Here is a 22,979-nt window from a genome sequence, read left to right on the forward strand (position 1 = left end):
TTGTTTTCCAGAGAGGCAAACTCCTATCTTTGAACTAAGGGGCCAGGGAGAGGGCATTGCAGAACGAGACCCAACGTCATTTTGAAACGCGAAATCTGGATGAAGATGCCAGACGAAGGCAAAAGCGGGCCTATAGGGTTCTTTCCAAGAGGGAAACGAACCGAAACAAGAGGGATCTTGTAATCCTGCTTGGCTTCTTGCTCTCCATCATACTTCTCATGGCGTGGGTGCTGGGAGCATTTCAGACGTAACGCGGGATCGGGCCAACCTGCGGTGTCTGGTCGGGAAGATCGACGATCTCCTCGTCGATATAACACCAGCCCCAGCCTTCCGGCGGATCATAACCTTCGATGATCGGATGACGGGTCTGCCGAAAATGGCCCGTCGCGTGTTTGCCTTCCGACTCGTCGCAGCAGCCGACATGGCCGCATTCGCGGCAGAGGCGCAGGTGAACCCATGTCATGCCCAGTTCCAGGCATTCCTCGCAACCGCGCGTTTTCGGCGTCACGGTCCTGATGAAGTTATGATGCGTACACATGCGCTGATCTCTTCCGATGTTCAGGGTGCTGCCTGCGTGGCCTTCTCGATGCAGTCGACAAGAGTATCGACCTTGAAAGGTTTGGGAAGGACGCAGGTGTCCTTGCCAAGATTGAGCCGCCCTATCTCGTCCGCAAAGGCCGTGACGAAGATGAACGGGACTTCGCTTCCGCGTGTGGCAAGCGTATGGAAAAGGTCGATACCACTCATGCCGCCCATGTGTACGTCGGAGACGATGCACGAACAGTCGGCAGCTTCGGTCGTGGCCAGGAATGCCTCTGCAGATTCAAAGCTACGCGCTTCGTAACCGAATGATCTCAATAGGCCGCTCATCCCGCGACGAATGTTTTCTTCGTCGTCGATGATGGCAATGATGACAGGCGCTTTCAACGGGAATGAACCAATCTCCGGGGGAATTCCGGTTTTCTATCTGCCCTCAATATGCGCCCGGGAGAGAAGCGTTTAAATTATACAGGGGTTTATTCGGCTCATTCTATCGGTGCGACAGACCGAGCAATTCCGCCATCTTCACCAGATCGGCGAAGGTTTTTGCGTTCATCTTGCGGCTGACCTTGCCGCGATGAATTTTTACGGTGATCTCGCTCAGGCCCAGTTCGCCGGCAATCTGCTTGTTCATCAGGCCGGCCGTCGCCATCGCCATGATCTGCTGCTCACGCGGGGAAAGCTGCGTGTAACGGGATTTGAGATCAGCCTCGGTGCGGCTGGAGCCCAGAAACGCCTGGTGTTTCTCGACAGCAGAAGCGACCGAATCGAGAATGTCCTGATCCCGGAACGGCTTGGAGAGAAAGTCTGCGGCCCCCGCCTTCATGGCGCGCACGGTCATAGGGATGTCGCCATGGGCGGTGACGAAGATGATCGGAACCACAACACCGCGGTCGGTCAGCTTCTGCTGGAAGTCCAGGCCGCTGGTAAACGGCAGCCGGATATCGAGGATCAGGCAGCTGGCCTGCGGCAGGCATTCGTCCTCGTAGAGGTCGAGCGCGGTCGCAAAAACCCGCACACGATAACCGACGGAACGAAGCAGGGTGTCGAGCGCTTGCCGGATAAGCGGTTCGTCGTCGACGACCAGGATGATTGGGCTTTCCGTCATGTCCTCAATTCATTGAAATCATCGCGATTCAAACCTCGACCCGACCCTACGCGGCGTGTTCCGCCAAGGGCAATAATACCCGAGTATAGGAGGTTAAAACCCATGTGTACGAAAACTGACTGACTGTAGAATATCCGATTGGCGGCGGCCATCTCAATATGGACTGGTGAAAATTCGACAGATCCACAGGAGAGCGTAGATGTCCGCCACCGCAGCTGTTGTCGCCCGTCAGATCAACCCGCTCGATATGAGCACGATTTATGCCGATCTGGCTAACCTCTACCCAGACAATCCCTTCGGCGTTGATATCGGAACCGCCGAGCGGCGGCCTGGTCAGCTGCGGCTTGTAGAGCCGGCCGCTTCATTCGTCAGCCCGGAGAAGCAGGTCACTACCGGTGGCCTTGCTCCATGGCAGGTCAAAAAAGTGAGACACTATATCGATGAACGGATTTCCCATGGAATTCCGCTCGACGAACTCGCCCAGCAGGTTCGTCTCAGCACAAGTTATTTTTCCGCCGCATTCAAGACAACCTTCGGCGTCTCCCCGCACAGCTATGTCGTTTCGTGCCGGGTGGAACATGCCAAGCAGCGCATGCTGACCACCAAGGCGCCGCTCTGCGAGATCGCGCTCGATTGCGGGCTGGCCGATCAGTCTCATCTTTCCCGCGTGTTCCGGCGCGTCACCGGCACCACGCCCAGCGCCTGGCGCCGTTATTTTTCCCGTCCGGACGGCGCCGTCGCGCTGCAATAGGTGTCGGCAATGCCGTGCCGTATCGAGGCGCTGCAGGCTTCACCCCAAGGCCTGCCGCGTCTCGATTTGCACGCGGGTGTGATGCAGATGTGCCACAGTGATAAAGCATCTGCTGAGTTTGTATCAGAATGGGGAACCGCATCCCATCGATTGCGTTAGAGGTCCGGACGGAATGGCTTGAGACGTTTTGTCGAAGCCGGCAAGTTAGGATGCGGGTGGCAGATCAGTCGCCGCATCCGTTAGGACGGACCATGGCGGATGAGCTATCGATACAATTGCTTCTGGTCGAGGATGACCATCTCCTGCGGCTCGATGCCGAGGAACTGCTGACCGAAAACGGCTTCGAGGTTACGTCTTTTGCCTCGGCAGAAGAGGCGATTGCCGAGCTCGATGCCAATGCGGCGCAGTTTTCGGGTGTCATCACCGATATACGTTTGGGCAAGGGCGGCACCGGCTGGCAGGTCGGCCAGCACGCGCGGCAATGTGTATCGAGCATCCCAATCGTTTATGTGACGGCAGACAGTGCCGCCGAGTGGACATCGCATGGCGTGCCCAACAGCGTCCTGATCCAGAAACCTTTCGTGCCGGCGCAACTGATCGCCGCCATTAGCGGACTTCTCAACGACGCGAGCATGGCAAACGCTGTTTGAGCTAAGCTAGCCGGCTTTGCCGCGCTTTCCGATGATTTCAGCCATGACGCAGAGCAGCTCGAACATGACAGTGACGCCGAGGAAGGCCGTGGCGCCGCTGGTGTCGAAAGGCGGCGAGACTTCCACCATATCCGCGCCGACGATGTTGAGGCCGCGCAAGGCCCGCACGACCTGCAGCGCCTGATAGCTGTTCGGCCCGCCGATCTCCGGTGTACCTGTTCCCGGTGCGAAGGCCGGATCGATGAAATCGATATCGTAGCTGACATAGGTTTCGCCCGAACCGGCGATCTCCCGCGCCTCCAGCATGACATCATCAACACCGCGTGCGTGAAATTCCTCGATCGGGATGACGCGAATGCCGACGGCGTCGGCAAAATCGCGGTCCTCGAAATCGTAGGCCGGGCCGCGTATGCCGATCATGCAGACCCGTTTCGGATCGAGCAGCCCTTCTTCGACGGCGCGGCGGAAAGGTGTTCCGTGGGTGTATTTGAAACCGCCGAAATAGGAGTGGAAGAGATCGGTATGGCTGTCGAAATGGATCATGCCCAGCGGTCTGTCGCGGCCGAGAGAACGCAGGATCGGCAGCGAAGACAAATGATCGCCGCCGGCCGTGAGCGGCATGATGCCGGCTGCCTTCACCCGGTCGTAAAAGGCGGTGATGCGCTTCATCGAATCCTCGACATCGGCCGGGTTGGGTCCGACATCGCCCAGATCGGCGCAGTTGGCGAGATCATAGGGCCTTATCCGCGTTGCGCCATTTTCGTGCCTCACCATGCTGGAGAGATCGCGAAGCTGGCGCGGCGCGTGGCGCGGACCAGGCCGGTTGGTCGTACCGCCATCCCATGGCACACCGATCAGGCCGATATCCACCTGGCTCAAGCGCTCGTCATCCAGCAGAATATGCGGCAGGCGCATGAAGGTTGCGATGCCGGCAAAGCGCGGCAGGTCAACGCCCGAGACCGGGCGGAAGTCGGAATTGGTCATGCATGTTCCCCGGCGGCTTTACCGCTCATATCGCGCAAATCGATGCGGGCCGCCGTTTAAGGACGCAGCCCGCATTGCCTGGCCAATCAGCCGAACACCTTGGTGAGTGCCTTGTCGATCGCGCCGGTGACCTGATCGATCTCGGCCGCATTGATGATCAGCGGCGGGCTGAGGCACAGTGTGTTGTTTAGGCCCGGAACCGAACGGTTGGTGGCGCCGATGATGACGCCCTGCGCAAGGCAGTCGGCTGTGACGGCCTGGACCATCTTTTCCGGTGCCGGCTCCTTGGTCTCGCGATCCATCACCAGTTCCGCGCCGCAGAAAAGCCCGAGACCACGCACGTCGCCGATCACCTGATGACGGCTCTGCAACTCGCGCAGATTGTTCATCAGCCGTTCGCCCATCTTCAGCGTATTCTCCAACAGGCCTTCATCGACGATGATCCGCATGTTTTCGAGTGCCGCCGCAGGCCCCGAGGTGCAGCCGCCGAAAGTGGAGATGTCGCGGAAATAGGAGAGGGGATCGGATGGATCGTCCTTGAACATCTCGAAGACCTTTTCGGTCGTCACCGTGCAGGAGATCGCCGCATAACCGGAGGCCACGCCCTTCGCCATGGTGACGAAATCAGGCTCGATGCCGTAGTGCTGGTAACCGAACCATTTGCCGGTGCGGCCCATGCCGCAGACGACTTCGTCGATATGCAGCAGCACATCGTATTTGAGGCAGATTTCCTGCACGCGTTCCCAGTAACCCTTGGGCGGCACAATGACGCCGCCGCCTGCCGTCACCGGCTCGAGGCAGAGCAGGCCGATAGTTTCCGGGCCTTCGCGCAGGATCACGTCCTCGATCGCGTTGGCGGCGCGCAGGCCGTAATCTTCGACGTCACCCCACTGGCTGCGATATTCGAGGCAATGCGGCACCTCGACAAAACCTTCGGGCATCGGGCCGTATTGTTCGCGACGTTCCTTCTGGCCGGCGGCCGCCAGCGTGCCGAGCGTCGTTCCGTGGTAGTCGCGGTCGCGATAGAGGATCTTGTATTTGCCGCCATTGTGTTTGCGGTGCGCGATCTGGCGCACCATCTTGAACACCTTCTCGTTCGCTTCCGAGCCGGAGTTCGAATAATAGACGCGGGTCATGCCCGGCATCTTTTCGATCAGCTTTTCGGCAAACAGCGCTGCCGGAATATTGCCGGCGGCGCCGGCGAAATAGTTGAGTTTTATCAGTTGCTCGCGCACCGCATCGGCGATCGTCGTGCGGCCATAACCAACATTGACGGTCCACACCGCACCGGCGACGGCATCCAGATATTCCTTGCCCGTGGCATCCCAGACCCGTGTGCCCTTGCCCTCGACATAGATGCGGGGATCGGTGGCCTCATACTGCTTGTGCTGGGAGAGATGATGCCAGACATGGGCGCGGTCGGCCTCGATGACGGCCTGGATGTCGTTCGGACGGGAAGCGACGTTCATGATATTCCTCTTTCTGCCTTTATGTGTCGTCCAGGCCCTTTCCTCGGGGCATGGCGACGTTTCTTGACGCCATGAAAGATCCCTTCGTCGCTCATGTCAAAGGATTTGCGCGGGGAATTTTGCGAAAGCGGCGATGGCCGCATGGGCGGGCTCAAGGAGAGATCGCCAGACGCGCGAAAAACGCCGCAATTTTATTAGCTTCACGTACTATAGCGGCCTCAAACGGCTTTCGATCCCGCCTCAATTCCCTTAGAAATACAGGCTCTTGGGAACTTGTGGGAGGAAACATGAAGATCACCAAGCTGGAGACGGTGCGTGTCACCGAACGGAGCAACCTGCTCTGGGTTCTGGTTCACACCGATGAGGGCATTACGGGGCTGGGGGAGACCTTCTTCGGTGCCGAAACGGTTGAAAGCTACATACACGAATATGTCGCGCCGCGCGTCATCGGCCGCGATCCGCTGGCGATCGATCTGCTTGCGCAGGATTTGGTCGGGTATGTCGGCTTCCGCTCGTCGGGCGCCGAAGTGCGTGGAAATTCCGCCTTCGACATCGCGCTGTGGGATATTTTCGGCAAATTCACAGGCCAGCCGATCGCACAGTTGCTCGGTGGTTTTTCCCGCCGCGAAATCCGCACCTACAACACCTGCGCCGGCACCGAATATATCAAGAAGGCAACCGGCCAGACGACGGCCAATTACGGCCTGTCGACCGGCAAGGATTACGACGACCTGAACGGTTTTCTGCACCGTGCCGACGAACTGGCGGAATCGCTGCTTGCAGACGGCATTACGGCCATGAAGATCTGGCCATTTGATCAGGCGGCGGAAAAGACCAGAGGACAATATATCTCGTCTTCCGAGATGAAGGCGGCGCTCGAACCTTTCGAGAAGATCCGCAAGGCGGTTGGTGACAGAATAGATATCATGGTCGAGTTCCATTCCATGTGGCAGCTTCTGCCGGCGATGCAGATCGCCAAGGCGCTGACGCCATACGGTACCTTCTGGCATGAAGACCCGATCAAGATGGACAGTCTGTCCAGCCTGAAGCGTTATGCAGAAGTCTCGCCGGCACCGATCTCGGCCTCCGAGACCCTCGCCAGCCGCTGGGGTTTTCGCGACTATCTGGAAACCGGGGTCGCCGGCATCGTCATGCTCGATATCTCGTGGTGCGGCGGGTTGTCGGAAGCGCGCAAGATCGCCTCGATGGCGGAAGCCTGGCATCTGCCGGTCGCGCCGCATGATTGCACCGGCCCGGTCGTGCTCTGCGCTTCCACCCATCTGTCCTTGAACGCGCCGAACGCGCTGGTGCAGGAAAGCGTGCGGGCCTTCTACAACACGTGGTATCGCGATCTCGTCACCGCACTGCCCGAAGTGAAGAACGGCATGATTACCGTTCCGCCCGGTCCGGGTCTCGGCATGGAGCTCAATCCGGAACTGGACAAGGCCTTCACGGTTCATCGGCGTTTCTCCGATGCTTCAAGCGTGTAGGGAGCAGCAGGATGTCGCTCTCTTCCGCAGTCGGCCTGAGGAGCCTTTCGATGGCAGGCCCCGCGATCATGCTCTTGGGCATGCTGATGTTCGCGCTCAACGATACGTTGGGAAAATGGCTGGTCGCGAGTTATGGGCTTGGCCAGGTCGTTCTTCTGCGCAGCATCGCAGCACTCGTCATCCTCGTGCCGATCGTCTGGATGGCCGGCCTTCCGGCACTCACCAGGGCCGAGCGGCCGTGGATGCAGCTTGCCCGCGTGGTCTGCTCTACCGCCGAGGTGTTCTGCTTCTATTATGCGGTCATGTATCTGCCGCTCGCCGATGTGATGACCTACTGGCTGGCGGCTCCGATCTATGTCGCAGCTCTCTCGCCGCTTCTGCTCGCTGACAAGGTCGGCTGGCGGCGCTGGACGGCTATCGCCATCGGCTTCTTCGGTGTCATCATCACGCTTGAACCATCGACTGCGATGTTCACCATGCCGGCGGTGATTTCGATCATCGGTAGTGCCGCCTTCGCCTTCATGATGATTTCGGGGCGGTTCTTGCGCGGCACGCCGGATAGTACGCTGGTGTTCTTCCAGGTCTGCGGTGCAGGTCTTGCCGGGCTTTTCTTCGTGCCCTTCGACTGGTCGCCGATCCAGTCCGGTTTCGATCTCGGCTTGCTGGCACTTCTCGGGATCGTGTCGATGGCGGCGCATATGCTGGTCAACCGGGCGCTGAAAATCTCGGATGCGGCAACCGTCGCGCCGCTTCAATATACGCTGCTGCTGTGGGCGGTCATTTTCGGCTGGATGTTCTTCGGTGACGTACCGCGGCTCAGCATGATCGTTGGTGCCGCATTGATCGTCGCGTCCGGCCTGTTCATCTTCATCCGCGAGCAGATGCTGAAGAAGCGCGATACCGTTCTTCCGGCCATTCCGGAATGAAAAAATAAAGAAGCCCGCACCGGCGGGGTGCGGGCTTCACTCACGGTACTTTATCCGGGGAGTGTATCCGGATCAGTTGCCGCGGATGGTCTTCAGTTCGGCCAGAATGCCGTCGACCACGTCCGGGCCGATCTGGGCCTTGTGCTTTTCATAGACGATCATCGACTTCTCGCGGATGCGGGCCTGTTCTTCCGGCGAAAGCTGGTTCACCTGAAGGCCGGCTTCCTTGATCTTTTCCAGCGACTTCTTGTTGAGATCGGCAATCACCTGACGCTCCACATCGCGGCCGACGACCGCACATTCACGCAGGGCTGTCTGTTCTTCCGGTGTGTAGGTGTTGAAGATCGCCTTGGAGAAGAGGAACAGGAACGGCGTGTAGGCGTGGTTCGTCTCGGTTACGTATTTCTGCACTTCGAAGAATTTCGAGGTGTCGATCGTCACATAGGGATTTTCCTGGGCGTCGATCGCCTTGGTTTCCAGCGCCGAATAGACTTCGCCGAAGGCCATCGGCGTCGCATTGGCGCCAAGGTTCTGGAACGTGTCGAGGAAGATATTGTTCTGCATGACGCGGACCTTCAGGCCCGAGAAATCTTCCCACTTGGTCACCGGATGCTGGGAATTGGACAGGTTGCGGAAACCGTTTTCCCAGTATGCGAGATTGACCAGGCCGGAAGCGTCGAGCTTCTGGTTCATCTGGTCGCCGAACTTGCCGTCGAGAACCTTGTAGGCTTCCGCCGGGGTGGAGAACAGGAACGGCAGGTCGAAGACGCCGAGTGCCGGGATTATGCCGACGAGTGGCGAAGACGAGGTGACGACGGCTTCCTGGACGCCGGAACGCAGCGCCTGGGTTGCCTGAAGGTCGCCGCCAAGCGCGCCGCCCCAGAATGCAGTGAGTTTCAGTTTGCCGCCCGACTTCTGGTCAAGGCATTCCTGCATGGCCTTGATGCCGTTGCCGACCGGGTGATCGGCGTTGATGCCGTTCGACACGCGGATGTTGCGGCTGTTGAATTCGGCAAAAGCCGGAGCCGATCCCGAAATCGCCATGGCGAGCGCGGTGGTTGCGAAAAGAATTTTCCTCATAGTAGTCCTCCCAGTTAGACGTCAGATAGAAAAGGTTGTTGGTCAGGCCGTCAATGCAACCATCGTGCAGGTACGATCACGAGATCGGGAAACAGCACGAGCAGGAAAAGCACGATCGTCTGTGCAAGCAGAAACGGCCACACACCGGCGGTCACCTTGCCAAGCGGTATTCTCCCGACACCGCTGACAACGTTGAGGACAACACCGACCGGCGGCGTGATGAGGCCGATCGAGTTGTTGATGATGAAAAGGACGCCGAAATAGACTGGATCGATGCCCGCCTGCTTGATGATCGGCATCAATACAGGCGTCAGGATCAGGATGGTCGGCGTCAGGTCGAGGGCAGTGCCGACGACGAGCACGAGGATCATGATGACGAACATCAGGAGCGTCGGGCGGTCGATCAGCGGTTCGATGTAACCGGCGATTTCCGCCGGGATGTTCGCCGCCGTGATCAGCCATGCCGAAACAAGAGCTGCGCAGACGAGGAACATGATGACCGAAGTGGTCTTGGCCGCCTGCAGGATGACGCGGGGCAGGTCGCTCGGCTTGAGTTCGCGGTAGATGACCATGCCGACGAACATCGCATAGGCCGCGGCGATGACGGCGGCTTCGGTCGGCGTGACGACGCCGGCCTTGATGCCGCCGAGGATGATGACGGGCATGCCGAGCGCCCAGGCGGCACGTCCTGTTGCGCGCAGACGTTCCCTGTAGGATGTCTTCGGCAGTGCTTGGACATTGTCCTTGCGCACCACGATCAGCCAGGTCACGACCAGCGACAGGCCCATCAGGATGCCGGGAAAAATGCCGGCCATGAAGAGCTGCGTGATCGAGACGTTGGCCGCGACGCCGAAGACGATGAAGGCCATCGACGGCGGGATGACCGGGGCGATGATGCCGCCGGCAGCGATGAGACCGCCGGACCGCGGGATGTTGTAACCCGCCTTGGCCATCATCGGGATCAGGATGGCCGCGAGCGCTGCGGTATCGGCTGCAGCCGAACCGGAGATCGAGGCCATGATCAGGGCGGCGACGATCGCGACGATGCCGAGACCGCCACGGATGTGGCCGACGCAGGCGATTGCGAACTCGATGATGCGCTTCGACAGACCGCCGGAATTCATCAACTCGCCGGCGAGAATGAAGAAGGGAATGGCGAGCAGGGTGAACGTATCAGCGCCGGCGATCATGTTCTGGGCGATGATCTGGCTGTTGAACATGTCCATGTACCACATGAGCACGACGCCGCAGAACATCAGCGAAAAGGCGACGGGTACACCGATAGCCATGGCGCCCAGCAGGGAGCCGACAAAGACGAAAAGGGTCATATCAGGTGCGCTCCGCCATCTGCTCGATCGTCAGGTTTTCACCCGTGAAGGCTGCGATCTCGTCTTCGGTGACGCGACCGGTCAGCAGGCGGATAAGGCGTTCCAGCGCAATCAGCACGCAGCCTCCGCCGGTGAAGAAGCCGACACCGTAGACCCAGGCCATGGACAGGCCGGTAACCGGCGCGACCATGCTCGAATTGATCGGCAACTGCACCCAGGTGCCCCAGAAGAAGATGGCGGAACACAGGATGATGACGATGTTGCTGAGGACCATGCAGATGACGCGGCCCTTGCGGCCGAACATGGCCACAAGGGACTCGACACCCAGATGGGAATGTTCGCGAAATGCCACGACTGCGCCGATGAATGTCAGCCAGACGAAGAAGTAGCGTGACATTTCCTCGGAGACGTTCAGGCCGGAATTGAAACCGTAACGAAGTACGACATTGCCGAACACCATCAGGGCCATGCCTGCGAGAAGCAGGATCAGCAGGGCCTCAAGGACCCTGTAGAATAATTCGATAACCTTTTGCATTTGCTCCTCCCTGATGCCCCTACAAAAGACCGCGCTTGGCCAGGTTTTTCATCAGTGCCATTATGCCGAATGTCCATTCGGGGCAGGTGTCACTGTATTCCACCCGGTTGACCAGTCGCCCGAGCTTCGGGCTGGAGATCTCGACCACGTCGCCGATCTCGTGAGTGAAGCCGAGGCCTTTTCCACGTCGGTCCTTGACCGGTGCGAACATGGTGCCGAGGAAAAACAGCGCGCCGTCCGGATATTGGTGATTGCGGTTCAGCAGTTGCGACGCCAGGTTTTCCGGCGAACGGCTGATGGCCTTCATCGGGCTGATGCCGGTCATCTCGAAACCGTCCTCGCCCTTGACGGACAGGCTGATTTCCGCGGCCTTGACGTCCTCAAGCGTAAATTTGCCGTCGAAAAGACGGATGAAGGGACCGATCGAGCAGGAGGCGTTGTTGTCCTTCGCCTTGCTGAGCAGCAGCGCCGACCGGCCTTCGAAATCGCGCAGGTTGACGTCGTTGCCAAGCGTGGCGCCGATGATTTCACCCTTCGAGGTGATTGACAGCACGACTTCCGGTTCCGGATTGTTCCAGTCCGACTTCGGGTGGATGCCGACAACCGAGCCGCAGCCGACGGACGACATGGGCTGGGCCTTGGTGAAGATCTCGGCGTCCGGCCCGATGCCGACTTCGAGATATTGCGACCAGAGGCCCATATCCTGCAGCAGGCGCTTCACTTCGGCGGCCTTTTCGGAACCAGCGACGAGACCCTTGAGGTTGTCGCCGAGAACAGGCGCAAGACTGCCGCGGATTTCCTGGGCGCGCAATGGATCGCCCTTGGCCTGTTCCTCGATCACCCGTTCCAGCATGCTGTCGGCGAAGGTGACGCCCGCCGCCTTGATGGCCTGCAGATCGGCCGGCGCCAGAAGCGCTCCAGCCTTGCCGCTCAGGAAATCGTCGAGACTTCCGAGATCGGCGAATGACGATGTGTGTGAAAGTTTCTGGACAAGATCATCGATCTCCAGCAGCGCGGACAATGTCGGCGCAAGCGAAGAGAGGTCGAGAAGATGTCCGTTCGAGAAAAGAACCGGGCAGGGCCCGGCGGCTGCGTTCGACCATACACGTCCGACCAGAAGCGCGCTCGACGCATCCACCGGCAGGACAATATTCGACGACAGGGCATGCTGATATGCCAAGGAAATCCTCCCATGTTGAGAAAAGGCCTCCACCTTTTCGCCATTGTCAGATGTCTGACAACGCTTAATTCGTTCTAATATGACTTTTGCGTTTTGTCTAGAACCGCTCGCAGTCATGGGGGTGGAAAACCACCCCGCCTTACCGTCAGCTCATTTCCAGCTCGAGGTTGAGGCGCCGCGCCGCGCCATTCAGATGCCGCTTCATCGCGGTCTTGGCTGCGGCCGGTTCGCCTGTCGCTATCGCATCCCGGATTGCGACATGTTCGGCGATCGTCACTTCCACGATTTCCTCCAAAATCGCGGCGGCGCGGGCGGCATTGATGGCGACATGCGTCCGTTCGGTGATGAAGCCGACGAATTGCTGGAAATATTCGTTATGGGTGGCGGCGGCAACGGCACGATGGAAAGCAAGGTCGGCGACGACGCCCTGCTCCCCCCATTTTTCCGCACCGGTCATCTGCGCCAAAATCTCGTCCAGCTTCATGAGATCGTCCGGCGTGCGGTGCAGAGCGGCCAGTCCGGCAGATTCCGTTTCAAGTGCGAAACGAACCTGAAACAGGTCACGAAACGCGCCCTTGTCTCCGGGTGTACCTGCCTCGATGCGGATGGACTGTCGTTGTGCCAGTTCGGTTGCAAAGGCACCGACGCCCTGTCGCGTTTCAACCAGCCCTTCGTTGCGCAGATGGGCGATCGCCTCACGCACGACCGAGCGGCTGACGCCGAATGTCTGTGCAAGCAGGTGTTCGGTCGGCAGTTTCTGCCCCGGAGCAAAACGGCCATCGGCGATTTCCCTGCCGATTTCGGCGGCGATGCGCGTCGGCAGATGCTCGCTTCGTCTGATCTGGGTGAAATCGGCCATGGCGGATAATGCTCCTTGTGATGGCTAGCGAATATCCGCGTCGAGATCGATTTGGCAATGGGGGTTCAAGAGCAGGTCCGGATCGATGGCCTTCTTGATGGCGACGAGAAGGTTGCGCTTGGTCTCCGATAGGCGTTCCTCGAAATCCTCGCGTTTCAAGCGGCCGATACCGTGTTCGGCGCTGATGCTACCCCGGTACTTGTCGACCACGATGTTGACGACCTTCTTCGCCTTGTAGATCCGGTCGTGGCGTTCCTCAGGCGTGGCGCCGTTGGGCGGCAGCACGTTCAGATGCACATTGCCGTCACCGACATGGCCGTAGGAAACGCTGATGCAGTCTGGCAGGGCTTCCGCGACCGCGGCTTCGGCATCGACGACAAAGGCGGCGAGTTGCGACAGCGATACGGAGATGTCTGTGCGCATATGCGAGCCGCGCTTGGCCTGGCCCTCGTTCATGCCTTCGCGGATAAGCCAGAGATTGCGCGCCTGCGCCTGCGAGGTGGCGATCGTGCCATCGACCACGAGACCGCCCTCCATCACGCCTTCGAGGAAGCGGTGCATCAGGTCGTCGATATCGACGAGGCCCGAACCGGAAATTTCCATCAGCACATAGGCCGGATAATCGCCCGAAAGCGGGATCGGCAGGTCCGGCATTGCTTCCTGCGCCAGCGTGAAGGCGAGCGGCGGCATGAATTCGAAAGCCGACATCAGGTCGCAGCAATCGCGTCTCGCACGGCGGTAGAGGGTGATCGCATCGTCCAGCGAATTCAGCGCCAGAAGTGCTGTTGCGACATTGTCGGGGTAGGGTGTCAGCTTTACCGATACGGCGGTGATGATGCCGAGCGTGCCTTCGGCACCGATGAAAAGCTGCTTCAGGTCCAGTCCGCGATTGTCCTTGCGCAGGGTTGAGAGACCATCGAAGACGCTGCCATCGGGAAGCACGACTTCAAGCCCGAGCACGAGCTCGCGCGTCATGCCGTAACGCAGAACGTTGATGCCGCCGGCATTGGTGGAAACATTGCCGCCTATGCGGCAGCTGCCCTGCGCGCCGAGCGCCAGAGGGAAGAACATGCCCTTTTCGGCAATCACATCCTTGAGTTCGGCAAGCACGCAGCCGGCATCGACCACGGCGGAGAAATCATTGCTGTCTATGTTGCGGATCTTGTTCATGCGCTCGAGGCTGAGCACCACCTGACGTTCCGGTTCGTCCGGTATGCCGCCCAGAACGAGGCCGGTATTGCCGCCTTGTGGCACGATCTTGAGGCCGAGGTCGCGGCAGGCCTTCATGGCCGCCTGCACATCCTGCGTCGAGCGTGGCCGGATGACGGCAACGGCGCCGCTGGTCACGTCGCCATGCCAGTCGCGGCAATATTGCAGCATGTCTTGCGGATTGGTCAGGACAAGATCTTCGCCCAGAACGGCGCGTAACGAAAGGCGCTGCTCGGCGAGCGAGCCCGATAGGTCCGTCATGTGGTCTTCTCCTCCCCAGGAGTGCCCGGAATTTCCTCCGGCAGTCCAAAGCCTCATTTCAGTTTTCGCCCCCGGCTTTTTTGCCTGATGACGAACTCTTCTATTTCCAAACAGAGCATACAGGGTTATCAGACAACCTTACAAGAGGAATTCGTGGAGCATCCACGGTTGTATGGGAGGAAACATGCATATTCTTGTTATCGGTGCTGCCGGCATGGTCGGTCGCAAGCTCACCCAGCGTCTCGTTTCGGACGGCGCGCTGCACGGCAAGCCCGTCGATGTGTTGACGCTGGTCGATGTGATCGAGCCGGAAAAGCCGGCCGGCTTTGCCGGCAAGGTCGTTACGCTCGCCTCGGATTTCAGCCTGCCGGGCGAGGCGGAAAAACTGATCGCGACACGGCCTGACGTGATTTTTCATCTGGCCGCGATCGTATCCGGTGAAGCGGAACTTGATTTCGACAAGGGCTACCGCATCAATCTTGACGGCAGCCGCTTCCTTTTCGATGCCATCAGGCTCGAAAACCAGAAGGATGGTTATTTCCCGCGGGTGGTGTTCACCTCGTCGATTGCCGTTTTCGGTGCGCCGCTGCCCTATCCGATCCCGGACGATTATTTCCTGACGCCGCTCACCAGCTATGGCACGCAAAAGGCGATCAGCGAGTTGCTGCTTGCAGATTACAGCCGCCGTGGTTTCTTCGATGGGATCGGCATCCGCCTGCCGACCGTCTGCATCCGTCCCGGCAAGCCGAACAAGGCTGCCTCAGGCTTTTTCTCCGGCATATTGCGCGAGCCGCTTGTCGGACAGGAGGCGATCCTGCCGGTTTCCGATGACGTACGTCACTGGCACACGTCTCCACGCTCGGCCGTCGGTTTCCTCATTCATGCTGCAGGGTTGGACCTTTCGAAGCTCGGCTGGCGTCGCAGCCTGTCGATGCCGGGCGTCAGTGCCACGGTCGGTGAGCAGATCGAGGCTTTGCGTCGGGTGGCCGGCGAAAATGCGGTGAAGCTGATCCGCCGTCAGCCCGACGAGATGATCATGAAGATGGTCGCCGGCTGGGCGCCGGGTTTTGAAGCCAAGCGCGCGACCGAACTTGGCTTTACCTCGGAAAAGAATTTCGACGAGATCATCCAGGTTCATATCGAGGACGAGCTGGGAGGCAAGCTATGACCTCCGAGAGCCGGAAGAAGAGCATTGCCTTTATCGGCCTCGGCCTGATGGGCGGGCCGATGGCACGGCGGCTTGCCCGCGCCGGTTATCCGATTACGGTGTGGAACCGTGACACGGCAAAGGCCGCACCGCTCGAAGCCGAGGGGGCGGTTGTTGCTGCCTCGCCCGCCGAGGCCGTGCGTGATGCCGATATCGTCTTCACCATGCTGACCGATGGCAATATCGTCGGTGCGGTGCTGTTCGACGGCGGCGTGGCCGAGGCGATGAAAAAGGGCACTGTTCTTGTCGATACCAGCTCGATCGCCCCGTCGATTGCCCGCGAGCATTCCGCAAAGCTCGCGGCTATAGGCATCAAACATCTCGACGCCCCCGTTTCCGGCGGCGTCGTCGGTGCCGATGCCGGGACGTTGGCGATCATGGCTGGTGGCGATGCCGATGTGGTTTCTGGTCTTTCCGAGATCTTTGCCGTGCTCGGCCGCGTCACGCATGTGGGACCGAGCGGCGCGGGGCAGGTGTGCAAACTCGCCAATCAGCAGATCGTTGCAGTGACGATCGGCGCTGTGGCCGAGGCGATGATCCTCGTTCAGGCTGGCGGCGCGTCCCGCGAGGCGTTTCGCAATGCGATCCGCGGCGGATTTGCCGAAAGTCGAATTCTGGAGTTGCACGGCGCGCGGATGGTCGAGCGCAATTTCGAGCCCGGCGGTTCGTCCAACAACCAGCTGAAAGACCTGAAAACGGTCATGGCACTGGCCGAGGAACTTTCCCTGCAACTGCCTTTGACGCAGGCGGTGACGGGCGAATTTTCCGACTTCGTGTTCGAAGGAGGCGGAGAAAAGGATCACAGCGGTCTTCTGCTGCATTTCGAAAACATCAACCCGAAGTTCTGACAACGGGGATAAAGGGTCTATTAAAACCATGAGGGCGGCATGGTCTGCCTCTCTCCGAGAGATTTAATGCTGCACTGCGGTAATATGCCATATTGACAGTTTAATTAAGGCTGGCATCGGATGGCGTTCGGGCGTAACACGATCGGACACCCCAAGTCCTTTCAGGGACACCCAACCCCTTGGCGCGGCCCGCGATTGCGATGCCTGGGCACCCTTACGCCGCCGCGCTTTTCAGAAATGGATCTGCGCTCTTGGATAACACCTTGGCAAAAGACATGGCCTCGTCGCCCATCGACGAAAAGGTCAGACTGAAATCCATCATCGGCGGTTCCGCCGGCAATCTGGTCGAATGGTACGACTGGTACGTCTATTCCGCCTTCACCCTTTATTTCGCCCCGGTCTTCTTTCCCTCCGGTGACCAGACAGCCGAACTCCTGAGTGCCGCGGCCGTCTTTGCCGTCGGCTTCCTGATGCGGCCGATCGGCGCCTGGTTCATGGGCATCTATGCCGACCGCAAGGGCCGCAAGGCCGGCCTGACGCTCTCCGTCACGCTGATGTGCCTCGGTTCCTTCCTCATCGCGATTGCGCCGGGCTACGAGACGATCGGCATTGCCGCTCCGGCATTGCTGGTGTTCGCGCGTCTGCTGCAGGGCATTAGCGTTGGCGGCGAATACGGCGCCAGCGCCACCTATCTCAGCGAAATGGCCGGCCGCAACCGGCGCGGTTTCTTCTCCAGCTTCCAGTATGTGACGCTGATTTCCGGCCAGCTCGTTGCGCTTGCAGTGCTGCTCGTGCTGCAGGCTTTGCTCACGGCCGAACAGTTGCAGTCCTGGGGCTGGCGTGTGCCGTTCTTCATCGGCGGCCTTCTGGCGATTGTGGTGTTCTACATCCGACGGGGCCTGGCCGAAACGCAATCGTTCAAGAATGCCGATGCCGATGCGAAGAAATCGTCCGGCGGCTGGGCGCTGTTCACGCGTTATCCGAAGGAAGCCTTCCTCGTCATCGCGCTGACGTCCGGCGGCACGCTCGCCTTCTACGCCTATACGACTTACCTGCAGAAATTCCTGGTCAACACGTCGGGCTTCAGCAAGGAGACGGCGACCGAGATCACTACCGCGGCGCTGTTCGTCTTCATGCTCTGCCAGCCGATCGCCGGCGCCTTGTCCGACAGAATCGGGCGAAAGCCGCTGATGGTCGGGTTCGGTGTTCTCGGCACGCTGTTCACCTATCTGATCTTCACTTCGCTTGCCGCGACGACGAACGCCTTCACCGCGTTTCTCCTGTCGCTCGTCGGCCTGCTGATCGTCACCGGTTACACCTCGATCAATGCGGTGGTGAAGGCCGAGCTGTTTCCGGCGCATATTCGCGCGCTCGGTGTGGCTTTGCCATACGCGCTGGCCAACACGATCTTCGGCGGCACCGCGGAATTCGTGGCGCTGAAGTTCAAGCAGATGGGCCATGAGAACTGGTTCTTCTGGTATGTGACGATCATGATCGCCATCTCGCTGGTCGTCTATGTGAAGATGCGCGACACCAAACATCACAGCCATATCCAGGAAGACTGATTCTCGTCAGTCTGGCTGTTGGACGCTCAAAACTGTTCTTCATCGGAGGCGGGCCTGTGGCTCGCCTCCTTTTTCGTCTCCAGCACATAATTTTTTTGATGCGGAAACAAGGCTTGTCGCGATATCGGCTTGGAAAAGGAAACCCGCATAAGCCTCGATCAAGGCTGCGGGTTCAGGGTTTCGCGCATCACCTTCGCGGCCCTGTTTCCCCCGAGTTCCTTACCGCATCTTAAGACTTGGGCGGGCCGCGTTAACCATTTGTTAACCACGTCAGCGGTAGACATCGGGCAACGATTTCTTAACGTAGATGACCAAAGTGCTAACAGACGCTCGCTCCATTCGCATCAAGGGCCGTTCGTTCCTGGCGGTCGTTCTTTCACCGGATCTTCCGCTGGATCAATGGCTTGACCGCCTCGACGATCTGGCTGCCCGGTCTGCCGGTTTCTTTCTCGACAGGCCCGTCGTTCTCGACGTGTCGGAACTGCCGATCAAGAAGCCCGAACTGAAACAGCTGATCGACGACCTTGCCGAACGCAATGTCAGGGTGATGGGCGTCGAAGGCGCGCGTCCGTCGATGCTCGGTCCGGGCATGCCGCCGGCGATGAAGGGCGGCAAGCCGGCCTCCGACGTCGAGGTGACGGCAAGGGAGCCGGAAACGGAGACCGAAGCCGAGGCCGCCGCACCGGCGCCGCAGCGCCAGGAAGCGCCACAGGTTCGGGCGATCCCGCAGTCTCTGGTCATCGACGAACCGGTCCGTTCGGGCCAGTCGATCATCTTTCCGGAAGGCGACATCACCATTGTCGGTTCTGTCGCATCCGGCGCCGAAGTCATTGCCGGCGGTTCGATCCACATCTACGGCGCGCTTCGCGGCCGTGCGATGGCGGGCTCAATCGGCAATACCAACGCACGCATTTTCTGCCGCCGCCTCGAAGCCGAGCTGATCGCTATCGACGGTATCTACAAGATGGCGGAAGACATGGATTCGAGCCTTCGCGGGCACGCCGTGCAACTGTCGCTCGAGGGCGACACGATCATGGCAGACATACTTTTCTGAACCGGCATAAGGTTCAACACAGGAGATCAGGATGGGGAAAGTCATAGTCGTGACGTCCGGCAAGGGCGGGGTTGGCAAGACAACATCGACAGCCGCACTCGGGGCAGCGTTGGCACAGCGCAATGAAAAGGTCGCCGTCGTCGATTTCGATGTCGGGCTGCGCAACCTCGACCTCGTGATGGGTGCCGAACGTCGGGTGGTCTACGACCTCGTCAACGTCATCAATGGCGACGCCAAGCTGCCGCAGGCGCTGATCCGCGACAAGCGGCTCGACACGCTGTTTCTGCTGCCGGCCTCCCAGACGCGCGACAAGGACGCGCTGACAGAAGAGGGCGTCGAGCGCGTCATCGGCGAATTGAAGAAATATTTCGACTGGGTGATCTGTGACAGCCCGGCCGGTATCGAAAAAGGCGCGACGCTTGCCATGCGCCATGCCGATGTCGCCGTCGTCGTGACCAATCCGGAAGTGTCTTCGGTGCGCGACTCAGACCGCATCATCGGCATGCTCGATTCCAAGACGCTGAAGGCCGAGAACGGCGAGCGGATGGAAAAGCATCTTCTGCTCACCCGCTACGATTCCGTTCGTGCGGAACGCGGCGACATGCTGAAGGTCGACGACGTTCTGGAAATCCTCTCCATCCCGCTTCTCGGCATCATTCCGGAAAGCATGGATGTATTGAAGGCATCGAACCTTGGTGCCCCTGTCACGCTTGCCGACGCGCGCAGCGCACCGGCACAAGCCTATTTTGAAGCTGCCCGTCGTCTGGCCGGCGAAGTCGTCCCTGTGACGGTGCCGGGTGACAAGCGCGGCATCTTCGGAAAACTCTTCGGAAGGAAGGCCGCATGAGCATACTGCGTCTTTTCACCCGTTCGCCTCGGCGCTCTGCGCCGGCTGCACGGGAACGCCTGCAGGTTCTGCTGGCTCATGAGCGGGCGTCTGCCGGCTCCGACCTGACCACGATCCTGCGCGAGGAAATCCTTGCCGTCATCGCCAGGCATGTGCAGCTCGACGCTGACCGCGTCACGGTCAAGGTCGATCGTGACGAGCACGTCTCGATCCTCGAGATCGATGTCGAGATCCCGCTGGATGCCGCGAGAGCGGCCTGACCGGCGATATGGCGAGGCTTAAGGCCTCGCCTTTATCCGATTGAAAACGACCCGGAGCTTCGGCTCCGGGTCTTTCGCGTTTGAAACGGGGGTATCTGAGCGCGATGGTCAGGCGTGTAGCGGGGGATGGCCGAACCTGGATTGCCGGGGAGCGGCCGCGCGCCGCGGCAGTGTCAGCTTGCCGGCCGCGTAGAACATCATGAACGAGCCGATCTGGTAGGGGAAGATCACGTCGATTTCTACGAAGGAGCGCATCAGCAGCAACAGGCTGACGGCGAACAGCACGATGGATGACGGATCGTTGCGCCGGTTCAGCATGGCGCCAAGATGGCCGAATACGTTTTTCAGCAAGAGGAAGACGAGGATCGCCAGCCCGACAAAGCCATTCTCCACCGCCACCTCAATGTAGGTGTTGTGGAAATGGAAACCGCTGCGGGTTGCGATGAAGAACTCGTCCCAGAGCTGCTCCGGCTTGGCAAAGCCCTGTACCCAGAAACCCTGGTAGCCCATGCCGAGGATGGGATTGAGGCCTGCGGCTTCGATGCCCTGTTGCCAGAGATAGGTTCTGCCGGTCAGCGTCGAGTCCTTGCCGAAGAGGCCGAGGATCGCATCGACCGCGCCCATCTGCAGACCCGCGACGACTATGGCCAATCCGACCACGACGATGCCGACGAACAGAAGCTTGCGGGCGCCGGGCGCCAGCAGGCCGAAGGGGAGATACGCGACGCAGGCAGCGATAAGCCCGGCCGTGGTGATGACGGACGTGGCGGACTGGGACGCCATCAGGCAATAGGCGCAGAGAAGCGTGGCGGCTGCTGCCCCTACGAGCCACAGGTCCCGACGCCGGAAGACGATGGCATAGAGGATCGAGAATACGAGACCGAGCGAAGCGTAAAGCCCGAGCTGGTTCTTCGACGAGAACGAGCCGACGAAGCTGTAGCTGCCGTCCATCGCATCGTAGCTGTAGCTGCCGAAAGCGATCGAATAGAGCATCACCACGACAGTGCCGATGATCGCGCCGCGGGTGAAGGTCAATACGCTGATCGTGCGCATGGCAATCAGCGCGCACATGACATGGGTCAGCAGCTGGATGGCGGTTCGCAGCGAAACGCCGGGTGCCGGCGACCAGAAGGCCGACAGGAAGCAGAGCAGGGGAAAGGCCAGGATCCAAAGATACCTGAAATAATTCCCCAGCACCCGCTTGTAGTCGACCAGGATCAGCGGAAACCAGACAGCATAATAGGCAAGGATCGAGACCTGCCCGAAGCGGCTGGAATAGGCGAAGACGAAGAAGGATAGCGTCACTGCCGCTATCCCATAAGCCTGGTTCCTGTCAGGGTCGACCAACATCGACCGAGCGATCTTCATTCGCCACCTATCACTGCATCAGAAGGTCTGATGATACCTTGATCACGTCGCCGGGCCGAAGCATGGCGTTTTCATCGACGGTGAGCTGCTTGGGACCATCGCCGGCATCCCGGACGATGACGTATTTGATCGTCGCGTCCTTGTTGGACGGATCGAACTTCAGGGCTTCGGCCGATTGTGCCAGTGCTTCCGACATCAGTTCGCGGCTGGTGGACAGTTCGAGGCCGAGCTTTTCCAGCTGAGCTTCGGTGTCCTGCAGCTCCTGCGCGCGCTGGGCATCCCAGTCGTTGCGAAGGTTGATCTCGTCCTGGTTCGCCTTGTTGATATCCTGCCTGGCCCGCAGCGATGCCGTGTCGGTATCCAACATGTTGGATTCCAGATCCGCTGCACGCTCTTCCGCCGAAAGACGCCGGCTCGATGTCGCAAGACCCTGCTCGCTCAGTTTTGCCATGCGGTCGCGGTCGTCGTTGTAAAGCGCAAGCTGTCGCTGCTGTGTCACGGATTTGCGGCCAAGAGACTGGACTTCAGTGTCCAGCAGGGTCTTGAGATCGGCCAGTGCCTTCAACTGAAGCTCATAGCGCTCGCGCCGGGACTTCATCAGCGAGGCTTCGCTGGCCATCAGTTCCTTGGCGTTCGCAACGTCCTTCAGCTCGGGCGGCATTGCCAGTTCCTTGGCGTTGGCGATTTCCGCAATCAGCCGGGTTCTGCGGGCAATCAGCCGGCCGCGTTCCGAACCGCTGACCTGCGCATCGCCCCTTGCCCTGATGAAATCACGGGCGAACCGCTGGCCTGCATCGGCGCGTTTGAGGCCGCCTGCAAGGCTGACAGCCTTCAACACTGTCAGATTGGGGGAATAGGGGTACTCGCCCGGCTTCTCGACATCGCCGGCGAGGAAGAGCGGCCGGAACTCGGCGACTTCCACCGAGGCGGAGGGAAGATTGCGCAGGGCGAATTCGCTCTGCAGCTTTTCGCCGATCGCCTTGCCGACATCCGCCGTCGTCTTGCCGGCGGCATCGAGGTCGCCGATGAACGGAAGCGATAGCGAACCCGATGGGCCGACCGTGTAGTCACCGCTGACGGCGTCCCAGTTGCGGATGCTGCCATCGGCGGGCTGCCATTCCGCGACGCGGATGCGCAGCTTGTCCATAACGCCCAGGCGATAGGAACCTTCCTGGCTCTTTGCAGTGGCCGGCGCTGCCGCCTGTGCGGGCTTGGCCGACTTTGCCTGAGCCTGTGGGGCTTGCGCCTGTGGGGCCTGAGCCTGAGGTGCCTGAGACTGGGAAGCCGGCGATTGGGGCTGGGCGGCGCTCTGAGCGCCTGCGGATGTGGTCAGCGACAAAACCATTGTTCCCGCCGCCATTGCCAGCGTCGGGAAGCGTCGCGAAAAGACCATTCGGATACCCATCAGATCTCCTAGGTTCTCGTATGTTTCGTATGTCATCTTGATGTTCCGCGCCGGC

General features: G+C 59.9%; 23 protein-coding genes. 10 read left to right on the plus strand and 13 right to left on the minus strand.

Features of this window, described 5'->3' with window-relative positions:
- Positions 1–241: 241 nt before the first annotated feature.
- The 3 genes from FHP24_RS22505 to FHP24_RS22515 all read right to left on the minus strand — a co-directional run bounded on the left by FHP24_RS22505 (position 242) and on the right by FHP24_RS22515 (position 1,648).
- Positions 242–538 carry a UBP-type zinc finger domain-containing protein gene (locus FHP24_RS22505; RefSeq protein WP_139678479.1) on the minus strand — a complete coding sequence of 99 codons (297 nt, stop codon included), beginning with the start codon at positions 536–538 and terminating at the stop codon, positions 242–244.
- Between the two features lie 20 nt (positions 539–558).
- Positions 559–927, minus strand: a complete 369-nt coding sequence (locus FHP24_RS22510; RefSeq protein ID WP_139678480.1) for a response regulator transcription factor — start codon at positions 925–927, stop codon at positions 559–561.
- A gap of 103 nt (positions 928–1,030) precedes the next feature.
- A complete protein-coding gene (locus FHP24_RS22515) occupies positions 1,031–1,648 on the minus strand; it encodes a response regulator transcription factor (RefSeq protein ID WP_139678481.1) in 618 nt (205 codons plus the stop codon).
- Between the two features lie 199 nt (positions 1,649–1,847).
- On the opposite strand from FHP24_RS22515, the gene FHP24_RS22520 reads away from it, so the two are divergent.
- Positions 1,848–2,399 (plus strand): helix-turn-helix domain-containing protein, encoded by a 552-nt coding sequence (locus FHP24_RS22520; protein WP_139678482.1) that lies wholly within the window; start codon positions 1,848–1,850, stop codon positions 2,397–2,399.
- Positions 2,400–2,650: 251 nt separating this feature from the next.
- On the plus strand, positions 2,651–3,049 hold the full coding sequence (locus FHP24_RS22525) for a response regulator (RefSeq protein ID WP_180356095.1): 399 nt from the start codon (positions 2,651–2,653) through the stop codon (positions 3,047–3,049).
- A 6-nt stretch (positions 3,050–3,055) separates the two neighbouring features.
- On the opposite strand, the gene FHP24_RS22530 is transcribed toward FHP24_RS22525, so the two are convergent.
- Complete coding sequence (locus FHP24_RS22530) at positions 3,056–4,033, minus strand: agmatinase (protein WP_139678484.1); 978 nt, start codon at positions 4,031–4,033, stop codon at positions 3,056–3,058.
- Positions 4,034–4,119: 86 nt separating this feature from the next.
- Positions 4,120–5,502, minus strand: coding sequence for an aminotransferase family protein (locus tag FHP24_RS22535; protein WP_139678485.1), 1,383 nt, complete (start codon positions 5,500–5,502; stop codon positions 4,120–4,122).
- A 287-nt stretch (positions 5,503–5,789) separates the two neighbouring features.
- Here FHP24_RS22535 and FHP24_RS22540 point away from each other — a divergent pair, with 287 nt between their 5' ends.
- Positions 5,790–6,992 carry a mandelate racemase/muconate lactonizing enzyme family protein gene (locus tag FHP24_RS22540; RefSeq protein ID WP_139678486.1) on the plus strand — a complete coding sequence of 401 codons (1,203 nt, stop codon included), beginning with the start codon at positions 5,790–5,792 and terminating at the stop codon, positions 6,990–6,992.
- An 11-nt stretch (positions 6,993–7,003) separates the two neighbouring features.
- Positions 7,004–7,918, plus strand: a complete 915-nt coding sequence (locus FHP24_RS22545; protein ID WP_246091899.1) for a DMT family transporter — start codon at positions 7,004–7,006, stop codon at positions 7,916–7,918.
- Positions 7,919–7,990: 72 nt separating this feature from the next.
- Here the strand turns inward: FHP24_RS22545 and FHP24_RS22550 are convergent, their stop codons facing one another.
- The 6 genes from FHP24_RS22550 to FHP24_RS22575 form a co-directional block, all read right to left on the minus strand.
- Entirely contained in the window at positions 7,991–8,998 is a 1,008-nt protein-coding gene (locus tag FHP24_RS22550) for a TRAP transporter substrate-binding protein (protein WP_139678487.1), read from the minus strand.
- 50 nt (positions 8,999–9,048) lie between these two features.
- Positions 9,049–10,326, minus strand: a complete 1,278-nt coding sequence (locus tag FHP24_RS22555) for a TRAP transporter large permease (RefSeq protein ID WP_139678488.1) — start codon at positions 10,324–10,326, stop codon at positions 9,049–9,051.
- Position 10,327: 1 nt separating this feature from the next.
- Positions 10,328–10,861 carry a TRAP transporter small permease gene (locus tag FHP24_RS22560; RefSeq protein ID WP_139678489.1) on the minus strand — a complete coding sequence of 178 codons (534 nt, stop codon included), beginning with the start codon at positions 10,859–10,861 and terminating at the stop codon, positions 10,328–10,330.
- Positions 10,862–10,880: 19 nt separating this feature from the next.
- Complete coding sequence (locus FHP24_RS22565) at positions 10,881–12,041, minus strand: fumarylacetoacetate hydrolase family protein (RefSeq protein ID WP_246091900.1); 1,161 nt, start codon at positions 12,039–12,041, stop codon at positions 10,881–10,883.
- A gap of 145 nt (positions 12,042–12,186) precedes the next feature.
- Positions 12,187–12,900, minus strand: coding sequence for a FadR/GntR family transcriptional regulator (locus tag FHP24_RS22570; RefSeq protein WP_139678491.1), 714 nt, complete (start codon positions 12,898–12,900; stop codon positions 12,187–12,189).
- A gap of 24 nt (positions 12,901–12,924) precedes the next feature.
- A complete protein-coding gene (locus FHP24_RS22575) occupies positions 12,925–14,370 on the minus strand; it encodes an FAD-binding oxidoreductase (RefSeq protein ID WP_139678492.1) in 1,446 nt (481 codons plus the stop codon).
- Between the two features lie 184 nt (positions 14,371–14,554).
- On the opposite strand from FHP24_RS22575, the gene denD reads away from it, so the two are divergent.
- From denD to minE, 6 genes are all read left to right on the plus strand, one after another.
- Positions 14,555–15,538, plus strand: a complete 984-nt coding sequence (denD, locus tag FHP24_RS22580; protein WP_139678493.1) for a D-erythronate dehydrogenase — start codon at positions 14,555–14,557, stop codon at positions 15,536–15,538.
- A complete protein-coding gene (locus FHP24_RS22585; protein WP_139678494.1) occupies positions 15,535–16,425 on the plus strand; it encodes an NAD(P)-dependent oxidoreductase in 891 nt (296 codons plus the stop codon). The genes denD and FHP24_RS22585 overlap by 4 nt, the downstream gene beginning before the upstream one ends.
- Before the next feature lie 275 nt (positions 16,426–16,700).
- Entirely contained in the window at positions 16,701–17,990 is a 1,290-nt protein-coding gene (locus FHP24_RS22590; protein WP_139678625.1) for an MFS transporter, read from the plus strand.
- A 307-nt stretch (positions 17,991–18,297) separates the two neighbouring features.
- A complete protein-coding gene (gene minC, locus FHP24_RS22595) occupies positions 18,298–19,044 on the plus strand; it encodes a septum site-determining protein MinC (RefSeq protein ID WP_139678495.1) in 747 nt (248 codons plus the stop codon).
- A gap of 31 nt (positions 19,045–19,075) precedes the next feature.
- Positions 19,076–19,891, plus strand: coding sequence for a septum site-determining protein MinD (gene minD / locus FHP24_RS22600; RefSeq protein WP_139678496.1), 816 nt, complete (start codon positions 19,076–19,078; stop codon positions 19,889–19,891).
- Positions 19,888–20,151 (plus strand): cell division topological specificity factor MinE, encoded by a 264-nt coding sequence (gene minE, locus FHP24_RS22605; protein ID WP_139678497.1) that lies wholly within the window; start codon positions 19,888–19,890, stop codon positions 20,149–20,151. The genes minD and minE overlap by 4 nt, the downstream gene beginning before the upstream one ends.
- A 108-nt stretch (positions 20,152–20,259) precedes the next feature.
- On the opposite strand, the gene FHP24_RS22610 is transcribed toward minE, so the two are convergent.
- Positions 20,260–21,519, minus strand: a complete 1,260-nt coding sequence (locus tag FHP24_RS22610; protein ID WP_139678498.1) for an O-antigen ligase family protein — start codon at positions 21,517–21,519, stop codon at positions 20,260–20,262.
- A gap of 10 nt (positions 21,520–21,529) precedes the next feature.
- Positions 21,530–22,924: a polysaccharide biosynthesis/export family protein gene (locus FHP24_RS22615; protein ID WP_246091901.1), complete on the minus strand. Its 1,395-nt coding sequence runs from the start codon at positions 22,922–22,924 to the stop codon at positions 21,530–21,532.
- Positions 22,925–22,979 lie beyond the last annotated feature (55 nt).

The sequence above is a fragment of the Aliirhizobium smilacinae genome, from assembly GCF_006335145.1.
In the GTDB taxonomy this organism is placed as follows: domain Bacteria; phylum Pseudomonadota; class Alphaproteobacteria; order Rhizobiales; family Rhizobiaceae; genus Neorhizobium; species Neorhizobium smilacinae.

Coding starts and splice junctions, on each gene's coding strand:
- FHP24_RS22540 (WP_139678486.1), top strand. CDS start 5,790: ATGAAGATCACCAAGCTGGAGACGGTGCGTGTCACCGAACGGAGCAAC.
- denD (WP_139678493.1), top strand. CDS start 14,555: ATGCATATTCTTGTTATCGGTGCTGCCGGCATGGTCGGTCGCAAGCTC.
- FHP24_RS22585 (WP_139678494.1), top strand. CDS start 15,535: ATGACCTCCGAGAGCCGGAAGAAGAGCATTGCCTTTATCGGCCTCGGC.
- FHP24_RS22515 (WP_139678481.1), bottom strand. CDS start 1,648: ATGACGGAAAGCCCAATCATCCTGGTCGTCGACGACGAACCGCTTATC.
- minE (WP_139678497.1), top strand. CDS start 19,888: ATGAGCATACTGCGTCTTTTCACCCGTTCGCCTCGGCGCTCTGCGCCG.
- FHP24_RS22530 (WP_139678484.1), bottom strand. CDS start 4,033: ATGACCAATTCCGACTTCCGCCCGGTCTCGGGCGTTGACCTGCCGCGC.
- FHP24_RS22550 (WP_139678487.1), bottom strand. CDS start 8,998: ATGAGGAAAATTCTTTTCGCAACCACCGCGCTCGCCATGGCGATTTCG.
- FHP24_RS22555 (WP_139678488.1), bottom strand. CDS start 10,326: ATGACCCTTTTCGTCTTTGTCGGCTCCCTGCTGGGCGCCATGGCTATC.
- FHP24_RS22575 (WP_139678492.1), bottom strand. CDS start 14,370: ATGACGGACCTATCGGGCTCGCTCGCCGAGCAGCGCCTTTCGTTACGC.
- FHP24_RS22610 (WP_139678498.1), bottom strand. CDS start 21,519: ATGAAGATCGCTCGGTCGATGTTGGTCGACCCTGACAGGAACCAGGCT.
- FHP24_RS22590 (WP_139678625.1), top strand. CDS start 16,701: ATGGCCTCGTCGCCCATCGACGAAAAGGTCAGACTGAAATCCATCATC.
- FHP24_RS22560 (WP_139678489.1), bottom strand. CDS start 10,861: ATGCAAAAGGTTATCGAATTATTCTACAGGGTCCTTGAGGCCCTGCTG.
- FHP24_RS22570 (WP_139678491.1), bottom strand. CDS start 12,900: ATGGCCGATTTCACCCAGATCAGACGAAGCGAGCATCTGCCGACGCGC.
- FHP24_RS22535 (WP_139678485.1), bottom strand. CDS start 5,502: ATGAACGTCGCTTCCCGTCCGAACGACATCCAGGCCGTCATCGAGGCC.
- FHP24_RS22545 (WP_246091899.1), top strand. CDS start 7,004: ATGTCGCTCTCTTCCGCAGTCGGCCTGAGGAGCCTTTCGATGGCAGGC.
- minD (WP_139678496.1), top strand. CDS start 19,076: ATGGGGAAAGTCATAGTCGTGACGTCCGGCAAGGGCGGGGTTGGCAAG.
- FHP24_RS22525 (WP_180356095.1), top strand. CDS start 2,651: ATGGCGGATGAGCTATCGATACAATTGCTTCTGGTCGAGGATGACCAT.
- FHP24_RS22615 (WP_246091901.1), bottom strand. CDS start 22,924: ATGGGTATCCGAATGGTCTTTTCGCGACGCTTCCCGACGCTGGCAATG.
- FHP24_RS22505 (WP_139678479.1), bottom strand. CDS start 538: ATGTGTACGCATCATAACTTCATCAGGACCGTGACGCCGAAAACGCGC.
- FHP24_RS22520 (WP_139678482.1), top strand. CDS start 1,848: ATGTCCGCCACCGCAGCTGTTGTCGCCCGTCAGATCAACCCGCTCGAT.
- minC (WP_139678495.1), top strand. CDS start 18,298: ATGACCAAAGTGCTAACAGACGCTCGCTCCATTCGCATCAAGGGCCGT.